This window comes from Kocuria rosea (assembly GCF_006094695.1).
GTDB classification, from domain to species: Bacteria; Actinomycetota; Actinomycetes; order Actinomycetales; family Micrococcaceae; genus Kocuria; species Kocuria rosea.
The window spans coordinates 2829028-2847248 of the sequence record NZ_CP035103.1 but is presented as its reverse complement, the minus strand read 5'-3'; the positions used below and the strand labels follow the sequence as shown (position 1 = coordinate 2847248).

Sequence of the window (18221 nt, the reverse complement as noted above, 5' to 3'; positions counted from 1 at the left end):
GCCCCCGGATGCCGCGAGGGGTCGCGAACTGAGCCCGGACACAGCGAGGGGTCGCGTCCGGAGGGAATGCCGCAGCATTTCCGTCCGGACGCGACCCCTCGGTGCGCCGGGAGCGCAGGGTCAGGTGTTGGGGCCCGTCATGGTGGTGACGTCCAGCGCCCGGTCCAGCTGCTCCTCGGTGAGCTGGCCGTTCTCGACGTAGCCGAGGGCGATGGTCGCCTCGCGCACCGTCATCTTGTTCGCCACGGAGTGCTTGGCGATCTTCGCGGCGGCCTCGTAGCCGATGGCCTTGTTCAGCGGGGTCACGATGGACGGGGACGCCTCGGCGAGGAAGCGGCAGCGCTCCGTGTTCGCCTCGAGCCCGTCGATCATCTTCTCCGCCATCACGCGCGAGGAGTTCGCGAGCAGCCGGATGGACTCCAGCAGGGCCGAGGCCATGACCGGGATGCCCACGTTGAGCTCGAACGCCCCGTTGGTGGAGGACAGCGAGACGGTGGTGTCGTTGCCGATCACCTGCGCGCAGACCTGGATCGTGGACTCGCAGATCACCGGGTTGACCTTGCCGGGCATGATCGAGGAGCCGGGCTGGAGGTCGGGGATGAGGATCTCGCCGAGGCCGGTGTTGGGGCCGGAGCCCATCCAGCGCAGGTCGTTGTTGATCTTCATGTAGCTGTAGGCGACGTTGCGCAGCTGCCCGGAGGCCTCGACCAGGCCGTCCCGGTTGGCCTGGGCCTCGAAGTGGTTGCGGGCCTCGGTGATCGGCAGCCCGGTCTCCTCGGCGAGCAGCTCGATGACGCGGGCGGAGAAGCCGGCGGGGGTGTTGATGCCGGTGCCCACGGCGGTGCCGCCCAGCGGGACCTCGGCCACCCGCGGCAGCGAGGACTCGACCCGCTCGATGCCGTAGCGGACCTGCGCGGCGTAGCCGCCGAACTCCTGGCCCAGGGTCACCGGCGTGGCGTCCATGAGGTGGGTGCGCCCGGACTTCACGACGTCCTGGAACTCCGCGGCCTTCCGCTCGAGCGACTCGGCGAGCTGCGTCATGGCCGGGACCAGGTCGTTGATCAGCGCGCCCGTGACGGCGACGTGCACGGAGGTCGGGAAGACGTCGTTGGAGGACTGGGAGGCGTTGACGTGGTCGTTGGGGTGGACCTCGACGTCCGTGCCCTCGAGCGCCTGGTTGGCGAGGGTCGCCAGCACCTCGTTGGTGTTCATGTTGGAGGACGTCCCGGAGCCGGTCTGGAAGACGTCGATCGGGAAGTGCTCGTCGTACTGCCCCGTGGCGACCTTGTCCGCGGCGTCCGCGATGGCGCGGGCGCGCTCGTCGTCGAGCACCCCCAGCTCCGCGTTCGCCTTGGCGGCGGCCTTCTTGATCTGTGCCAGCGCGACGATGTGCTGGGGCTCGAGGGGCTTGCCCGAGATGGGGAAGTTCTCGACCGCACGCTGGGTCTGAGCGCGGTACAGGGCGTTCGCGGGAACGCGGACCTCGCCCATGGTGTCGTGCTCGATGCGGTACTCGGTGGTCTCTGCGGTGGTATCAGCCATGGCGCCAGTCTAGGACAGCGCCGGGTGACGCCCGGCACGGCGACCCGGGGTGACGGCCGCCGCGCCGGGCACCCGGTTCAGCGGCCCGGAAGCCAGGTGCCGTGCCCGTGGACGAGCTCCGCCTGGCCGTCCTCGAGGTGGTAGAAGACGCCGACCACGGCGACCTCGCCGTTGGAGACCGCGTCCGCGATCACCCGGGACTGCTCCATGAGGCGGGACGCCGTCTGCTTGGTGTGCTCCACGACCGCCGCGTTGACGTCCTCGTGGCCGTGGCGCTGGGTCTCGAGCACGGAGGGCATGATCCGCTCGATGAGGTCCCGCTGGAAGCCGCGGGGCATCTGCCCGGAGCCGGCGACGTCGTGCGCGGCGGTCACGGCCCCGCACGAGTCGTGGCCGAGGACCATGATCAGCGGCGTGCCGAGGTTCGCGACCGAGTACTCGATCGAGCCGAGCACGGCGTCGTCGATGACCTGCCCGGCGGTGCGCACCACGAACGCGTCGCCCAGGCCGAGGTCGAAGATGATCTCGGCGGCCAGCCGCGAGTCCGAGCAGCCGAAGATCACGGCGAACGGGTTCTGCCCGCCGGCCACGGACTGCCGCCGGGAGGCGTCCTGGTTGGGGTGCATGGACTCGCCCGCCACGAAGCGGGCGTTGCCCTCGCGCAGGCGCTGCCAGGCGGCGGCCGGGGTGCGGGGCGAGGTGTCGTCGGGGCGGGTGTCCGGGGTCATGGCATCTCCGTGGTTCTCGGGGCAGGGGCGTCGGTGAGGTCCTCGGCGACGGCGGCGGCCAGCTGGTCCAGCTCGGCGCCGGGCGCGTCGCCCTTGAGCACCACGGTGGAGCCGTTGACCTCACCGGTGTACACGGTCAGGGCGTCCTGGTTCCGGGACTCCTCCCGGATGTGGACGTCCCACGGCACGCCGCCCACGTCGACCGTCGCGGTGGCGGGGACGGCCTCGGCCTGCTGGGCCAGCCACGTGGGGTTGGCCATGGACGTCTGCACCAGGCCGATGAAGCTGCCCTGCGGGGTGGCCCAGCCGATCTCCCAGAAGGGCACCCCCTCGGCGGCGCCGCCGTTCCACCGGGCGTAGTTGGCGGTCCAGTCCTCGCCCGGCTCCGGCACGACCGGGGTGAAGGGCGCCTCGTCCGCGACGTAGTCCGCCTCCTGGGCGACGTCGACGTCGGGGCGGTACGGCTGGGCGTCGGGGCGGGGCTGGAGCCACACGAACGGCAGGACCAGCAGGAGGAGGACCGCCATGGAGATGATCATCCCCTGCACCGGGGCGTTGAGCCGCCGGGCCTGCTTCTCCGTGATCTGCGGGAGCGGCTGCTCCGGGGTCTCGGCGGCCTCGGGGCCGGACGCGGTGCCGGGGCCGGCGGCCGCGGGGTGCTCTGCCGAGGGGTGCTCTGCGGGACGGTCGGGGGTCGAGGAGCTCACCCGTCCATTGTGCCCTGTCCGCCGGCCCCTGTCCGCCGCGCCCGCCGCCCTGTCCGCCGCCCCCGCTCCCTCCGCCCCGGACCCGCCCGGACGCACCCGGCCGCAATGTGGCCCAGGTCGCGGTCCGCGGGGGCGCGGGCGATATGCTGGGCGGGACGTGGACCGCACCCGCGGCCGAGCCCGGCCCGGGGGTCCCGAAGAACGTGAACTCGAAGGTGAGGAACAACGTGGCCGAAGAATCCACCGGAACGATCCAGGCGCGCTCCAACAATGTGGCCGACCGCAACCTGGCGATGGAGCTGGTGCGGACCACCGAGGCCGCGGCGATCGCCGGGGGCCAGTGGGTGGGCGCCGGCGACAAGCTCGCCGCCGACGGGGCCGCGGTCGACGCCATGCGCGCCCTGCTCTCCACCGTGCACTTCAACGGCACCGTGGTCATCGGCGAGGGCGAGAAGGACGAGGCCCCGATGCTCTTCAACGGCGAGCAGGTGGGTGACGGCTCCGGGCCGGCCTCCGACGTCGCCGTGGACCCGATCGACGGCACCCGCCTCACCGCGCTGGGCATGAACAACGCCCTGGCCGTCATCGCGGTGGCCGACGGAGGGTCGATGTTCGATCCCTCCGCCGTGTTCTACATGGACAAGCTCGTGGTGGGGCCGGAGGCCGCGGACTTCGTGGACCTGCGCCTGCCCGTCAAGCAGAACCTGCACCTCGTGGCCAAGGCCAAGGGCATCAAGATCAACCAGCTCACCGTGTGCGTGCTGGACCGCCCGCGCCACCAGAAGCTCGTCGACGAGATCCGCGCCACCGGCGCCCGCACCCGGATGATCCTCGACGGGGACGTGGCCGGGGCGATCGCGGCGTGCCGCGAGGGCACCGGCGTGGACGTCATGATGGGCATCGGCGGCACCCCGGAGGGCATCGTCACCGCGTGCGCCGTCAAGGCCACCGGCGGCATCATCCAGGGCCGGCTGGCGCCCACGGACGACGACGAGAAGCAGAAGGCCCTCGACGCCGGGCTGGACCTCGACGCCGTGCTGACCACCGACGACCTCGTCACCTCGGACAACTGCTTCTTCTCCGCCACGGGCATCACGGACGGGGACCTGCTGCGCGGTGTGCGCTACCGCGGCAGCCGCATCACCACCCAGTCCATCGTGATGCGCTCCCGCTCCGGGACCGTGCGGATGGTCGAGGCCGAGCACCTGGCCTCCAAGTGGGAGAAGTACGCGCGCCACTGAGCCTGACACCGGGCCGTCGCCGGGCCCGGCCGGCACGGCCGTGACAGGACCCCCGCACCGACCTCCGGTGCGGGGGTCCTGCCGTCCCGGTCGGACCGTGTCCGGCACCGGTCGCGAGCCCTCCCGGCCATAGACTGGAGGCCGAACTGCGGGCGCCGACCGCGGTCCCCCAGCCGGGGCGGAGCGCCCGGGTGACGAGGAGGATCCCCACGTGAGCACCACGGTCAGCCCCTGTCCCAACCGCAAGACCTGGGACGCCACCGTCCGGGTGACCGGCGGGCACCCGCAGCAGCTGTGGGGCATCGGCGAGGCCCAGGTCTCCGCCGAGGGCCCCGGTCTGCGGGTCGACCGCGTCATGGTCCACGACGCCGAGCAGCGCACCGTGGGCTACGCGCAGCTCTACCTGCGCTCCGAGGCCGAGCGCGTGGTCGCCGGGACCGTGCACTGCCACGTCCACCGGCCCGAGGACCTGCCCGTGGTCGCCGCCGCCCTCGCCGACTGGTCCCGGGAGGAGCACTCGGCCGTCCTGCTGCGCTTCCAGGCCGACACCCTGCGCGCGCCCGGCACCCCGGAGGCGCTGGAGGCCGCCGGGTTCACCCGGCCCGCCGCGGGCGCCGGGCCGGAGGAGCCCCGGCGGCTGGAGGTGGTGCTGGGGGAGACCGAGCGGGACCTCTCGCGGCGGCTCTCGGAGGCCACCCTGGACCGCTGCCGCACGGCACTGCGCACCCCGGGCGTGACGGTGCGGGAGGTCACGGCGGGCAGCCGGGTCCTCGCGAACATCGGGCTGCGGACCCGGCTCATCACCCAGCTGCTGGAGGACCTGGGCGAGGACTCGCTGCTGCTCGTGGCCACCGAGGCCGCCGAGGACGGCCGCGAGGCCGCCCTGGGCTACCTGTGGTTCGTGCACACGCGCGGTCTGGCGATGATCTACCGGCTCGGCTTCACCCGCCGGGGCCGGGACCTGGGCGTGGACGACGCCCTGCTGCTGACCGGGATCGTCGAGCTGCAGAAGCGGCGCGTGCAGCGACTCGACGGCGGCGACCCGGACGAGACGGAGGTGCCGCTCGTGGTCCGCGAGCTGGCGGCGACGGAGCGCCCGGTGCTGGGCCCCTGGGAGAAGGCCCTGGGCCGTGGCCCGGCGGGGGAGTTCTCGGAGGACGTCGCCGAGGCCGCCGCCGAGGCCTCGGGGACCGCGGTCGCCGCGGAGCTGGGCCTGGGCGAACCGGCCCCGGCGTGGTCCCCCGACCTCGGGGAGCCGGACGACGTGCCCGAGGACGACGACGGCGCGTCCCGTCCCGCCCGGGGGCGTGCCCGGCGGGCCCGGGACCTCACCCGCCGCGTGGTCGGCGAGAGCATCTCCGCCCTCCGGGACGCGGCGGGGCGCTGAGACCGGGCGCTCAGGACTCCCGGCGGCGCAGCCCGGCGACGGACTCCCGGAGCCGGCCGGTCAGGCCCGGAAGGCTCTTGCGGGCCGATACGGCGGCCTCCCTGGCGGCGCGCACACCGGTGTACGCGGCGTACGTCCCGCGGCTCAGCGGCAGGTCCCAGGTCCCGGGATAGGACTCCGGGCGGCCGCCGAAGGACTTCTTGAACTTCGTGAAGCCGTGCCACGCGTGGTCCGGGCCGGCGTCCTCGGGCGCCGTGCCGAAGAGGTCGAAACGGCTCAGGCCCTTCTGCTTGGCGTCCAGGACCATCCGCACGACCAGGGGGATCCCCGCCGAGAGCCTGCGGTGCTCGAAGTCCATCGCGGCGTGGGCGTAGGTGCGGGTGTCGTCGGAGTCGTAGACGAGGGAGGCGCCGATGGGCTCCCCGTCCAGCCGGGCCACGTAGAGGGCCGCCGCGCCCACGGGCATGAGGCTGCGGGCGGCCTCGCGCAGATAGGCGTCCTGCTGCCGGGCGAAGTCCTTGCGCTCGGCCGTGGCCTCGAGGAAGCCCAGCAGCACGTCGACGTCCTCGGGGTCGGTCGAGGTCGTGAAGGTCACGCCCTTCTTGGCGATGTTGCGGTGCAGGTTGCGGTTGGTGGACTTCATGTCCTTGAGGATCGCGTCCTCGTCCTGGGTGAGGTCGATGACCTGGGTGTGCCCCGGCTGCACCTGCCGGGGGGCCGGGCGCATTCCGCGCCGGCGCAGCGAGGCCTCCGGCGTCTCGAGCCCGTCCGTCACCGCGGCGTCGACGGGCTCCACCCGCACGAACCAGCAGCGCTCGGACCGGGCCGTGCGGGCGAGGTCCTCGAGCGCGGCCTCGAAGGCCTGCGGGGTCAGCGCCTCGGGGCCGTACGGGCAGTAGAGGTAGCGGCCCGTCCGGCCGCCCTCGAGGATCGCGAGGTAGCGCCATCCGTCCCCAGAGGCCTGGAACACCTTGTGCCCCAGGTTCCGCTGGAATCCGGCCCATGCGTTCGACTGCAGTATGTTCGCCACGCCCCCACTGTACCGGGGCGTCAGGGCGCCGCCGGTGCCCCGCGGTCCGGGCCGGTCAGGGCACCGAGCAGGTGCCGTTGGGCGTGAGCTCCTGCGTCCCCACGAGAGGCTTCGCCGCCGCGAGGGGGGCGGCCATCGCGATCCCGGAGCCCACCGGGGTGCCGGCCGGCAGGGCCTCCGCGTCCCGCGCGCCGCGGTCCGTGGCCTCTTCGAGCACCCGGTCGAGGTCCTCGTGCAGCAGGTCGAAGTCCGGGTAGGTGGGGAAGGACGGGTCGTAGTACGGCGGGCCGGCGGCGTACTGCACGAGCTCGTGCTCCTTGGCCTTCAGCGCCACGTCCACGAACGAGCCGATCTGGCTCTGCGGGATGTCGGTCTCGACGACCTGTGTGCCCGAGTTCGCGAGGTCCTCGAACCGGGTCAGCACGTTGACGGGGTTGAGCTGCTTGAGCATCGCGGCCTGCACGCAGCGCTGGCGCGCCTGGCGGTCGTAGTCCGTGGCCCCCTCGCGGGACCGGGCGTACCAGAGGGCGTGGTAGCCGTCCAGGCGCTGCACGCCAGGCTCGATGTACCCGAAGATCTCGTTCGGCAGGCCCGTCACCAGGTCGGTGCCGCCGCCGATCGGGACGCGCCCGCCGACGTCGATGGTGATCCCGCCGAGGGCGTCGACGAGCTGCTCGAAACCGTTCATCTCGACGATCGCGTAGGCCTGGACCTCGATGCCGAGGACGCCCGAGGCGGCGTCCTTCATGGCCTCGGCGCCGGGGTCCGCGGCGTCCGGGTAGAGCTCGGCGTGGTTGTTCGTGACGTCGGTGTAGAGGGCGTTGAGGATGCACTCGTCGCCGCAGTCGAAGCCCTCCGGATAGACGTCGGCCAGCGGCGAGTCCGAAGGGAAGGGCGCGTTCTGCAGGTTGCGCGGCAGGGAGACGGTCACGGTCCGCCCGGAGTCGGCGTCCACGCTGAGCACCGTCATCGAGTCGGGGCGGCGGCCCGAGCGGTCCTCCCCGGAGTCGGTGCCCATGAGCAGGATGTTGTACCGCCCGTCCGCGGGCCGGAAGGGAAGCCCGCCCCCGAAGACGTCCGAGACCGCACCGCGCGTCACGGACAGCAGGTAGGCGGACCAGGCCAGTCCGCCGGAGGTGACGAGCATGAGCGCCACGGTGGCCGCGGCCACCGCGCGGCGGGTCCGCTGCACGAGGAGGCCGGGCCGGATGAGCCGGAGGGTGTCGAAGAAGAGCAGCGCCCATCCCACCGCCAGGGCCACGAGCCCGGCGATCAGGAGCAGGGACGTGAACGAGTTCGTCAGGAACCAGACCAGGGGAGTGCGCCACAGCACCAGGGACAGGAGCGCCAGCGCCGCCGCGGCCCAGACCACCACGTCGACCTTGAGGACCGCCCGACCGACGGCCCGCCGGCCCGCGACGAGCTGCGCGCTGCCGGGGACCACGAGCGTGGACAGCAGCAGCGTCCACGCGCGTCGGGCCCGGGTGCCGTCCCCGGCGTGCTGCGGGTGGCGCAGCGGATCCGTGAGCCGGGGCGGGCTCGCCGCGTCGTCGTCGACGCCCCGCACGGCCGTCACGGCGTCGGGCGGGAGGTCCCGGGACCGGGAGCCCTCGGCGGACGGGTCGTGGGGCGGGCGGGGATCGTGCTCAGCGCGGGGGGTGTGGCTGTTCACGGGCAGCTCCGGCGGGGAAGGGCGGGCAGGGGGAAGGACGGGAGGGCGGGAGCGCGGGCGCCCGGGTCAGCCGTCGAGGCGGGTGCGCAGGGCGGCGCCCTTGGCGTGGGCGGTCTCCCGGAGCTCGTCGGCGAAGCGCAGGAGCTGCCGGCGCAGGGCCTCGGCCTGCGGGCCCGCGCCGGCGGCGAGGATCCGGGCGGCCAGCAGCCCGGCGTTGCGCGCCCCGCCGATGGACACGGTGGCCACCGGGACGCCGGCGGGCATCTGCACGATCGACAGCAGCGAGTCCATGCCGTCGAGGGTCTTCAGGGGGACGGGGACGCCGATCACGGGCAGGGGCGTCACCGAGGCGAGCATCCCCGGCAGGTGGGCGGCGCCGCCGGCCCCGGCGATGATCACCCGCAGCCCCCGCTCGTGCGCCCGCCGACCGTACTCGATCATCTCGGTGGGCATCCGGTGGGCGGAGACGACGTCGGCCTCGTACGCGATCCCGAACTCCTCGAGGGCGGTGGCGGCGGCCTCCATCACGGGCCAGTCGGAGTCCGAGCCCATCACGACGCCGACGACGGGCTGCTGCTTCTCGTTCACTGGTGCTCCTGGGCTGCTCGGCGGGTGGGGGCCGCCATCGCGGTCCGGTCTGGGGCTACGCTATCCGTCCCGGCTGGACGGGCCGTGGGAGGCACGCGGGTCAGGCCTGCCCGTCGCGCAGCACAGCGGCCACGCGGGTGGCCCGCCGGCGCAGCTCCGGGATCTCGTCCGCGGTGCCGGTGAGGTTGACGTGGCCGATCTTGCGCCCGGGCCGCACGGCCTTGCCGTAGTTGTGGATCTTGGCGCGGGGCTCTGCGCCCATGGCCGCCCGGTAGGCGCCGAAGAGGTCCTGGTTCGCCCCGCCCAGGTAGTTCTTCATCACCGCGGACCCGCCGATCAGCCCGGTGTCCCCGAGCGGGAGGTCCAGCACGGCGCGCAGGTGCTGCTCGAACTGGCTGGTCACGGATCCGTCCATGGTCCAGTGCCCGGAGTTGTGCGGGCGCATGGCGAGCTCGTTGACCAGGAACCCGGTACCGCGGCCGGGGGTCTCGAAGAGCTCCACGGCCATCACGCCGGTCACGCCTAGCTCGGTGGCCAGTGTCCGGGCGGCGTCCGCGGCCGCGGCCGCGACCTCGGGGCGCAGCTGCGGGGCGGGCGCGAGCACCTCGTCGCAGACGCCGTCCACCTGGATGGACTCCACCACCGGCCACGCCCGCACCTCGCCGGAGGGGGTCCGGGCCACGAGCGCGGAGAGCTCGCGGGAGAACCCGACCTTCTCCTCCGCCAGCAGGGGCCCGTCCGTGCGGGCGAACCACTGCGCCGGCTCGGCGCCGCGGGCGTCCTCGGCGGTGCCGAGCACCATGACGCCCTTGCCGTCGTAGCCGCCGCGCGGGGTCTTGAGCACCACCGGCCAGCCCGTGCGCTCCCCGAAGGCGATCAGCTCCTCGACGTCGGCGACCGCCTCCCACCGCGGGTTCGGCAGCCCGAGGCGCTCCACGGCCGCGCGCATCCACAGCTTGTCCTGGGCGTGCACCAGCGCGTCCGGGCCCGGGCGGACGTCCACGCCCTCGGCGAGCAGGGTCTGCAGGTGCTCGGTGGGCACGTGCTCGTGGTCGAAGGTCAGCACGTCGACGCCCGCGGCGAACCGGCGCAGCACGTCGAGGTCGGTGTAGTCGCCCACGGGGGCGGTGGGCACGGCGGCGACCGCCGAGACGTCGGGGCCCTCGGCGAGCACGCGCAGCTCGATCCCCAGGGCGGTGGCGGAGGGCGCCATCATGCGGGCGAGCTGCCCGCCTCCGACGACGCCGACGACAGGGGCGGTCACAGAAGAATTCACCCGACCAGGGTATCCCGGTACGCCGGGACCGCTCGGCGGGCCGGGATGCCCTGCCTCCGGGGCCGCCCGCCGCCCGGTCTCCGGCGTCGTGCTCCCGCCTCGGCCCCGGCACCTGCCCGGCACGGGCCCCGCGACGGCCAGGGGACTGTGCTGTAACTCTCCGGTGCCGTGCAGGAGGGGCGGGGTAGGATGTGCCGAGGTCCGCCGCGGGTGCTCGTCCGTGGGCGTCGACCGCCGCGCCGGCCGGCGCCCACCGCCTCACCACCTGGGAGACCTGAAGCCGCGTGAACCGCCTCGTCGACCGTTTCGATGCCCTGTGGCACCTCTTCGTCAAGGAACTCATGAAGTTCGGCGTCGTGGGCGCCCTCGCGTTCGTGATCAACGCGTCGCTCACCTGGATCCTGATGCACACGGTGTTCGAGGACGGCCACCTCAAGGCGAAGTTCGTGGCGACGGCCGTGGCCATCGTCTTCGCGTGGGTCGCCAACCGGCTGTGGACCTTCCGGCACAAGCGCCAGTCGGACAAGCGCCGCGAGCTGGTCCAGTTCCTCGTGGCCAACGGCATCGGCATGGCCATCGAGCTCGGCTGCCTCGGCTTCAGCTACTACGTGCTGGGTCTTACCAGCGCCTACGCGTCCTTCGTGTCCGGCACGATCATCGGGACCATCCTCGGCACCGTCTTCCGGTACTTCGCCTACCGCTTCTGGGTGTTCACCGAGGAGCTCGACGAGGACCCCAACTTCGCGGACACCGCGGCCCTCGAGATCGCCCTGATCACGGGTCACCAGCCCGCGGAAGGCGCCGAGCACCCCCACCGCGCGCACCAGCACCCCCACCGGGAGGGCGCCCGCCACCGCGCGGGGAGCGCGGCGGCCCCCGGCTCGGACACCCACGAGAGCCACGAGAGCCACGGGAGCACGGAGCCGGCGGAGGGGCGCTGAGCCGTTCCGCTCAGAACGCGACGGCGTTCTCGGCCGCCAGCACTGACCGCCAGCCGTCGTCGGCCGCGTCCGCCGGACGGTCCGTGACGACCGCGGCCCGGCCCCCGGCCAGCACGGCCAGCACGCGCAGCAGGAACTCGGCGTCCATCCGCCGGCCCGGCACGTGCACGGCCGACGCCGTCCCCCACACGTCCTCCCGCCCGGCCGCGAGCTCGCCCGCGGCCGGCATCAGCCGGTCGTGCGGCAGGAAGCCGTCGTCGGAGCCCGCGGCCCGGAGCGCGGCACCGTCCGGCGCCGGCTCCTCGAGGCCGTCGTAGACGTCCGCGTGGGAGCGGACCTCGGCGCAGTAGTCGAGGACGTCCCCGTCCGGCAGCTCGCCGCGGTGGCCGAGCGAGAGCGCCGGCCGGTCCAGGACCACGGCCCGCGCCCCGGCGGGCACCCGGTCCAGCAGCGGGGGAGTCGCCCCCTGCGGGTCGACGAGGCCCACCACGGCCCGGTCCCCGGGCTCCGCCGCGTCCTCGCGGGGATCGACCACCCGCACCGCGGCCCCCATGGTCCACGACCCGAGGACGGCCGCGAGACTGCGCCAGTGCACCTCGTCGCCGACGGCCACGACGTCGCCCGCCTCGAGGTCGAGCTCGTCCACCCACAGGTTCGCGGTCTTGGCCACCCAGTTGTCGAGGACCCGCCCCGAGAGCTCCACGCGCTCGCCGTCCCGGCCGTACCAGATCAGGGCCGGGCGGCTGCTGCTGCGCAGCTTGTCCACCAAGCGGGGGACAGATCGGGGGGTCGGGGTGTCCATGGTTCCTCCTCGTGGCTGCCGTGCCCGCGGCGGCGGTTCGGCATATGCGTAGAGCCGCATTCTTCGCCCTCTGCGGCATTCCTGTCGAAAATCGGGCCGTGACGTGGAAAAACGTCTACTCCCAAAGACATTCTTCCCGGATATCGTGGCATGGGCGGTCACCCGGGACGGGTTGACTCCGTACTAGTTACACACGTGTAATTGGGAAGTCCGGCAGACGATCAGCAAGGATACGTTCTCCGGGATGCACAGGGTCGGCGACCCCCGTACTGCGCCGCACCCGAGCAATCGTGTCGGATGGAAGGAAAGTCATGGGAGAGGCCGCACGACAGCAGGTCGTGGAATCCAGCCCCCTCGAGGCCCGTCGGCTGAGCATGCGCTCGGTGCCAGAGGACTGGTTCGTCGATCCCGTCGACCCCCGGGCCGCCGAGCGGCACGTCCGCCGGGCGGCCGGGAGCATGGAGGACCAGGCCACGGCCTACCTCCGGGCCCACGAGGCCGTCCAGAACCTCTCCGGCGCCGGCGCGGCACCCGCTCTCGACCTGCTCGAGGCACCGGCGGCCGACGAGGGCTCCGACTGGAGCGCCGTGGCCGGGCTGTACGCCGTGGACGAGGACGAGGGCGAGCTCGCGTGGCAGACCGACGCACTGTGCGCCCAGACCGACCCGGAGGCCTTCTTCCCCGAGAAGGGCGGGTCCACGCGTGACGCCAAGCGCGTGTGCGAGGCCTGCCCCGTGCAGGCGGAGTGCCTCGACTACGCGATGAGCAAGGACGAGAAGTTCGGCATCTGGGGCGGGCTCTCCGAGCGCGAGCGCCGCCGCCTGCGCCGTCTCGCCCGCTGAGGTAGTTTCGGGCCATGAGCTCCTCCGGCAGTCCCACCCGCCTCTGCTCCCGCCAGACCTGCAGGCGGGACGCCGTCACGACCCTGACCTACGTGTACTCGGACTCGACCGCCGTCGTCGGCCCGCTCGCCGGACACGCGGAGCCCCACGCCTACGACCTGTGCGCCGTGCACGCCGACCGGCTCACGGTGCCCCGGGGCTGGCGCGTGGTCCGGCTGGAGCCGCCGGAGGCGCGGGCCCGGCGCGAGGACATCGGCGCCGTGGCGGAGGCGGTCCGGGAGGGCGAGCCCCCGGCGCCCGTCCGCGACCGCCCGCGGACGGTGCTGCGCGACGTCTCCCTGCCGCGACCCTCCTCCCCGGCATCCCCGGCATCCCCGGCACCGCACGCGCCGCGTCCTGAGAGCCCCCGCACGACCCCCCGGACCGGTGGCCGGGCGGGTGCCCCGGAGCGTGCCGCACCGGGCGGCCCGACGACGGCCCCGCAGCGCCCCTCGGTGCCCGCCCCGGAGAACCCCCGGGCTGCCGGCGCGGAGGACCCCCGGGGCCCCGCCACCGGCATCTCCCGCCCGGCCGTGCCCGAGCGCGCTCCGCGGCCGGCCCCCGAGCCGGCCCCCGAGATGCCGTGGAACGACGTCCCGGTGCCCGCGGCCCTGCACCGGGCGCACCTGCGCCGGCCCGCCGTGCCCGGGGGCTCCGCCCGGCCCGAGGCCTGAACCGCGCGTCCCCGGCCGGTTCCGCACCGTGCCCGTGCTCCGCCCCTAGGATGAGCCGCAGACCGCACCTGTCCGGTGCGGAAGGCTCTTCCCCCCGGAGCACCAGGAGTCCCCCCATGACTGTCCCTGCAACGACGCAGCCGGCTCACGAACTCCACACCGAGTTCCACACCGGTCTCCGCACCGAGACCCGCCACGAGAGCCGGCCGGCGCGGCACCACGAGGCACCGGCCGACCGCCGCCCCGCCCCCTGGGCGATGCCGGTGCCCGAGCCGGAGCCGGTGCCCCCCGTGGCGGTCGCCCTGGCGCCCGGTCTGCTCGAGCTCCTGCGGTGCCCCCTCACGGGCGGGACGCTGATCCCCGTGGACGCCGACCGGCTGATGAGCGACCGCCCGTTCCGGGACGGCGTGCACCCGGTCTATCCGATCGCCCACGGCATCGCCTGCCTGACCCCCGGGTGATGACGCACCGGCCACGTCGCCGGGGGTCACGAAGGCGTTAACATTCGTGACCGAGGGGCGGCGGGTGCGGTCCTGCGCGGCCGGCGGACCTATCGTGGGAAGCAGTTCCCCAGCGTTCCCCCCACCCCCCAGACGCCCGAGGTGCCGCTTCCCATGCCCCTGTCCTCCTGCCCGGTTCCCGCGCCCCCCTCCCCGCGAGCGCTGCCGGCCCCCCGGCGCCTGGTCGCACTGGGGGCCGTGACGGTCCTGCTCGCCACCGGCTGCGCCCAGGCCTCCGGGGCCCCCGCGGCAGAGCAGGCCGCCACCGCCCCGACGGCCACTGCCCCGGCCACGCCGTCCCCGAGCGGGCCGGCCACGGCCGCACCGGCCGAGGTCACCGTCGCCCCCGCGGACGCGGCGGTCGAGCACAACCCCGTGGAACCGGTCGTGGTGCGCGCCGACGGGGGCGAGCTGACCGACGTCGTGCTGGTGCCCGCCGCCGGCGGGGATCCGGTGCCCGGGGAGCTCTCCGCCGACGGCCGCACCTGGACCAGCACCGCGGTCCTGGCCTTCGACACCCCCTACGTCGTGCACTGGAGCGCCGCGTCCGGGACGGAGCCGACCACGGGCACCAGCACGTTCACGACCGTCCTCGCGGCGAACGAGGTCGACGCGCGCCTCAACGTGGCCGAGGGCGGGGTCTACGGCACCGGTCAGGTCCTGGAGTTCACCTTCTCCGAGCCCGTCGTGCACAAGGAGCAGGTCGAGGAGGCCGTCACCGTGGACGGCGGCGGCGACCGGGCGGGCGCCTTCCGGTGGTACTCGGACACGATGCTGCGCTACCGCCCCGCCGAGAAGTGGGCGCCGCGCTCGGAGATCACGGTCTCCCTGGACCTCCTCGGACTCGACGTGGGCCACGGCATGGTGGGCAACCACGACCTGCGCCGGAGCTTCTCGACCGGCGCCGAGCACTACGCCCGGGTGGACAACGAGACCAAGACGCTGACCGCCTGGGTGGACGGCGAGGTCGCGGGGACGTTCCCCGTGACCCTGGGCAATCCGGACTGGCCCTCGACCACCGGGCAGAAGGTCATCATGGAGCAGGCCCCGACGTACCTGTTCAAGGCCTCCTCGCTGGAACTGGAGCCGGGGGACCCGCACTGGTACGACACGTTCTGGGCCTCCAACGTGTCCCGGCTGACCGCCAGCGGCGAGTTCGTGCACCAGGCGCTGCCCTCCGCGCTGCCCGTCCTGGGGATCGCCAACGTCTCCCACGGATGCGTGGGCATGCCGCCCGAGGGCGCGAAGTTCATCCACGACGTGTTCCGGCCCGGGGACGTCGTGGAGGTCGTGGGCACCGGCTACCCGCAGGCCGATCCCGACGACGGGTACGGCGACTGGAACATCCCGCTCGAGCACTACGCGGACGAGGAGTGGAAGGGCGACTGGTGAGCCCCCGCCGGTGAGCCCCCGCTGGTGAGGGAGGGGGCCGGCGGTGGGTAGGATCGGGACCGGCCGGAGCGGACCCGCCCGCCCCGGACCACCGACCCCCTCCGACCGAAGGACCCGCCCGTGGCCACCCCCAGCAACGACAAGGCGCCCTGGCAGCAGGCAGACCCGCCCGCGGACGACCGGCAGCGCGAGGAGCCCGTGTGGACGGGCCTGCTCCCCGCCGTCGTCCCCGCGGAGAGCGCGTCCGAGGACGCGCACGACGACGACCGCCCCGGTGGGCGCGGCGGGAGCCGCGGCGCCGGGACGGGCCGCACGGGGGGCGGCGCCCGCGCCGTCGGGGCCGACGAGGCCGCGGGGGACGAGGACCCGGACGCGGAGGCGCGCCGCCGGTCCGCGCTGCGCCGGGACGCGCTGGCGGACGAGCCGCGGCTGCCGCGGCTGCAGCAGGTCCTCCTGGCGCTCGTGCTCCCGCTCGCGCTGCTCGCCGCGGCCGTGCGAGTGGTGGCCACGCCGCTGTTCCTGTGGGCGGAGTACCACCGCCCGGGCTTCCCGGCGGACTCCTACGGCTTCTCCACCGAGGAGCGGATGGTCTTCGGCTCCTACGGGCTGGACTACGTCATGAACTGGGCCCCGGCCGGGTTCCTCGGCGGGCTGCAGGACGCGGACGGCGCCCCGCTGTTCCTGGGCTCCGAGGTCGCGCACATGACCGACGTGAAGATCGTGCTGCAGGCCGCGCTCGCGGTGGTCGCGGTCCTCGCGTTGCTCGGCCTCGTCTCGTGCCTGTACCTGCGGGCGAAGGCCCCGGGGGCCGCCTCCGGCGCCCTGTTCTTCGGCTCGTGGTTGACCGTGGCGCTGCTGGTGGCGCTGGCCGTCGCCGCGGTGCTCGGCTGGCAGCAGTTCTTCGCGCTGTTCCACTCCCTGTTCTTCGCGGACGGGTCCTGGACCTTCCGGGCCTCGGACACCCTCATCCGGCTGTACCCCACCCAGTTCTGGATGGACGCCGCGATCGCTGTGGCCGGCCTCGCCCTCCTGGGGGCGCTCGCGGTCATGGCCGCCACCTGGCCCACGGCCTTCCGCCGGCACCGGGCCCTCGACCGGGTGCGCCGGCGGCAGGAGCTCAAGCGGCGGCTGGCCGGTCGCTGAGCCGGCGGGTCAGATCCAGGCGGTGAACCACATCCGCTCTCGCCACTGGGCGTACTCGACGGTCTCCGCGTACCAGACGGGGGCGAAGTGCGCGCTGAGCAGGAGCACCGCGGCCGTGAACACCCCCACCACCGCGAGACCCGCGCGCCGGCGCCGCACGGTGTCCCCGGGACGGCCCAGGACCAGGCCGAGCATGCCGGCGAGCATGAGCATCAGGGCCGGCTGCACGGGCAGCGCGTAGAAGTAGTACATGGTGCGCTCGGGGTACAGGAACCAGGGCAGGTACCCGGCGGCGAACACACCGGTCAGCGCCCCGAAGCGCCAGTCCCGCCGCACGGCCCACAGCCACGCGGCCACGAGCACGGCGGCGATCGCCGTCCACCACAGGAGCGGGTTGCCGATGTTGAGGATCGCCTGCGAGCAGTGCTCCACCGCGCACCCGGACCTGCCCCGCTCCGGGTCCTCGTAGAAGTAGGAGGTGGGCCGGCCCAGGGTCAGCCACAGCCACGGCAGCGCCTCGTAGGCGTGCTCGGTGCCCAGGCCGCTGTGGAAGCCGTAGGCGGAGGAGTGGTAGGCCCACAGCGAGCGCAGGGGCGCGGGCAGCCACTGGGGGCCCTCGCCCGGGTGCTGCTGCGCCCAGGTGCGGTCGTAGGCGTCCGTCGAGGCGAACCAGCCCGCCCAAGTGGACACGTAGACCACCAGGCCCGTCCCGACGACCGCGAAGAACGCGGGCACGCCGTCCTTGAGCACCCCGGCGGGCAGCCAGCGCCGCACCCCGGCCACCCGGCGGGCGTTGAGGTCCCACAGCACCGTGAGCACGCCCAGCCCGGCCACCAGGAACAGGGCGCTCCACTTCACGCCCACCGCGAGACCGCAGGCCGCGCCCGCCGCGATCCGCCACCAGCGCACGCCCAGCCACGGCCCCCACTCCAGGCGGCGCCGCAGCTCCGCCTCCGGGACGTCGCGGCCCGGGGCCACCCCCAGCCGGGCGACCAGGCGGCGGCGCCCGTGCTCCCGGTCCAGCAGGAGCAGGACGAACGCGAGCAGCACGAAGAACATCAGGAACACGTCCAGCATCGCGAGCCGGGACTGCACCAGGTGCAGCCCGTCCACCGCGGTGAACAGCCCCGCGAGCGTGGCCACCGTGACCGAGCGGAAGAGCAGCCACCCGGCGGCGCACACCAGTGCGATGGACAGCGTCCCGACCAGGGCCGCGGAGAAGCGCCAGCCCAGCGGGTCCTCGGCGCCGAAGAGCCACATGCCGAACGCGATGAGCCACTTCCCGGCCGGCGGGTGCACCACGTAGGAGGGGGTGGCCAGGGCCTCCGGCGGGGTGCCGGCCACGAACAGCTCGTCTGCGCCCTCCGGCCACTGCCGCTCGTAGCCGTGCAGCAGCAGCGAGTAGGAGTCCTTCACGTAGTAGGTCTCGTCGAAGACGATCGCGTCCGGGTGGGAGAGCCGGTGGAAGCGCAGCAGCCCGCCGAGCAGGACCACCAGCAGCGGCCCCAGCCACGCGAACCGGGCCACCGCCGGGGGGGCCGGCAGCAGCCGCTCCCGCAGGGCGGCGGGGGCCAGGGACCGGCGCAGGGTGCCCACCGGTGCCGCCGGCCGAGGCTCCGGCGCCAGGACTGGGGCGCGCACCGAGGAACTCACGGTGTCATCGTAGGGGACGCGTCCCGGCGCCCGCTGAGCCGCGGAGGAGGCCCGCGGGGCGCGC

The 18221-nt window shown here is 74.1% G+C and carries 17 protein-coding genes; 8 read left to right on the top strand and 9 right to left on the bottom strand.

From position 1 onward, the window contains the following. Positions 1-120: 120 nt before the first annotated feature. The 3 genes from EQG70_RS13020 to EQG70_RS13010 all read right to left on the bottom strand — a co-directional run bounded on the left by EQG70_RS13020 (position 121) and on the right by EQG70_RS13010 (position 2977). Complete coding sequence (locus EQG70_RS13020; RefSeq protein ID WP_109269292.1) at positions 121-1542, bottom strand: class II fumarate hydratase; 1422 nt, start codon at positions 1540-1542, stop codon at positions 121-123. Positions 1543-1619: 77 nt separating this feature from the next. Next, the gene (locus tag EQG70_RS13015; RefSeq protein WP_109269291.1) at positions 1620-2270 is read right to left on the bottom strand and encodes a carbonic anhydrase; all 651 of its coding nucleotides are present in this window, start codon (positions 2268-2270) and stop codon (positions 1620-1622) included. Then, the gene (locus EQG70_RS13010; protein ID WP_109269290.1) at positions 2267-2977 is read right to left on the bottom strand and encodes a DUF4245 domain-containing protein; all 711 of its coding nucleotides are present in this window, start codon (positions 2975-2977) and stop codon (positions 2267-2269) included. The genes EQG70_RS13015 and EQG70_RS13010 overlap by 4 nt, the downstream gene beginning before the upstream one ends. A gap of 293 nt (positions 2978-3270) precedes the next feature. On the opposite strand from EQG70_RS13010, the gene glpX reads away from it, so the two are divergent. Beyond that, the gene (gene glpX, locus EQG70_RS13005) at positions 3271-4218 is read left to right on the top strand and encodes a class II fructose-bisphosphatase (protein ID WP_109269303.1); all 948 of its coding nucleotides are present in this window, start codon (positions 3271-3273) and stop codon (positions 4216-4218) included. 211 nt (positions 4219-4429) lie between these two features. Beyond that, complete coding sequence (locus tag EQG70_RS13000; protein ID WP_109269289.1) at positions 4430-5605, top strand: hypothetical protein; 1176 nt, start codon at positions 4430-4432, stop codon at positions 5603-5605. Positions 5606-5615: 10 nt separating this feature from the next. Here the strand turns inward: EQG70_RS13000 and EQG70_RS12995 are convergent, their stop codons facing one another. From EQG70_RS12995 to EQG70_RS12980, 4 genes are all read right to left on the bottom strand, one after another. Beyond that, entirely contained in the window at positions 5616-6635 is a 1020-nt protein-coding gene (locus EQG70_RS12995; RefSeq protein WP_109269288.1) for a lipid II:glycine glycyltransferase FemX, read from the bottom strand. Between the two features lie 55 nt (positions 6636-6690). Continuing rightward, positions 6691-8307 carry an LCP family protein gene (locus EQG70_RS12990; RefSeq protein ID WP_017832400.1) on the bottom strand — a complete coding sequence of 539 codons (1617 nt, stop codon included), beginning with the start codon at positions 8305-8307 and terminating at the stop codon, positions 6691-6693. 66 nt (positions 8308-8373) lie between these two features. Continuing rightward, a complete protein-coding gene (purE, locus tag EQG70_RS12985; protein WP_109269302.1) occupies positions 8374-8859 on the bottom strand; it encodes a 5-(carboxyamino)imidazole ribonucleotide mutase in 486 nt (161 codons plus the stop codon). A 136-nt stretch (positions 8860-8995) separates the two neighbouring features. Beyond that, positions 8996-10159 (bottom strand): 5-(carboxyamino)imidazole ribonucleotide synthase, encoded by a 1164-nt coding sequence (locus tag EQG70_RS12980; protein ID WP_017832398.1) that lies wholly within the window; start codon positions 10157-10159, stop codon positions 8996-8998. A gap of 296 nt (positions 10160-10455) precedes the next feature. Between EQG70_RS12980 and EQG70_RS12975 the strand changes: the two genes are divergently transcribed. Continuing rightward, positions 10456-11112: a GtrA family protein gene (locus EQG70_RS12975; RefSeq protein ID WP_095650444.1), complete on the top strand. Its 657-nt coding sequence runs from the start codon at positions 10456-10458 to the stop codon at positions 11110-11112. 10 nt (positions 11113-11122) lie between these two features. Here the strand turns inward: EQG70_RS12975 and EQG70_RS12970 are convergent, their stop codons facing one another. Next, a complete protein-coding gene (locus EQG70_RS12970) occupies positions 11123-11878 on the bottom strand; it encodes a TIGR03089 family protein (RefSeq protein WP_138976483.1) in 756 nt (251 codons plus the stop codon). A gap of 347 nt (positions 11879-12225) precedes the next feature. Here EQG70_RS12970 and EQG70_RS12965 point away from each other — a divergent pair, with 347 nt between their 5' ends. From EQG70_RS12965 to EQG70_RS12945, 5 genes are all read left to right on the top strand, one after another. Continuing rightward, positions 12226-12756, top strand: coding sequence for a WhiB family transcriptional regulator (locus EQG70_RS12965; protein ID WP_095650442.1), 531 nt, complete (start codon positions 12226-12228; stop codon positions 12754-12756). 14 nt (positions 12757-12770) lie between these two features. Continuing rightward, positions 12771-13469, top strand: a complete 699-nt coding sequence (locus EQG70_RS18840) for a DUF3499 family protein (protein ID WP_126346496.1) — start codon at positions 12771-12773, stop codon at positions 13467-13469. 116 nt (positions 13470-13585) lie between these two features. After that, positions 13586-13930 carry a hypothetical protein gene (locus EQG70_RS12955; protein WP_109222780.1) on the top strand — a complete coding sequence of 115 codons (345 nt, stop codon included), beginning with the start codon at positions 13586-13588 and terminating at the stop codon, positions 13928-13930. A gap of 153 nt (positions 13931-14083) precedes the next feature. Next, entirely contained in the window at positions 14084-15361 is a 1278-nt protein-coding gene (locus EQG70_RS12950) for a L,D-transpeptidase (RefSeq protein ID WP_017832392.1), read from the top strand. A gap of 120 nt (positions 15362-15481) precedes the next feature. Continuing rightward, positions 15482-16504: a TIGR01906 family membrane protein gene (locus tag EQG70_RS12945; RefSeq protein ID WP_081615703.1), complete on the top strand. Its 1023-nt coding sequence runs from the start codon at positions 15482-15484 to the stop codon at positions 16502-16504. Positions 16505-16513: 9 nt separating this feature from the next. Here EQG70_RS12945 and EQG70_RS12940 read toward each other — a convergent pair whose 3' ends face one another. Continuing rightward, positions 16514-18157, bottom strand: coding sequence for a dolichyl-phosphate-mannose--protein mannosyltransferase (locus EQG70_RS12940; RefSeq protein ID WP_232035335.1), 1644 nt, complete (start codon positions 18155-18157; stop codon positions 16514-16516). Positions 18158-18221: the final 64 nt, after the last annotated feature.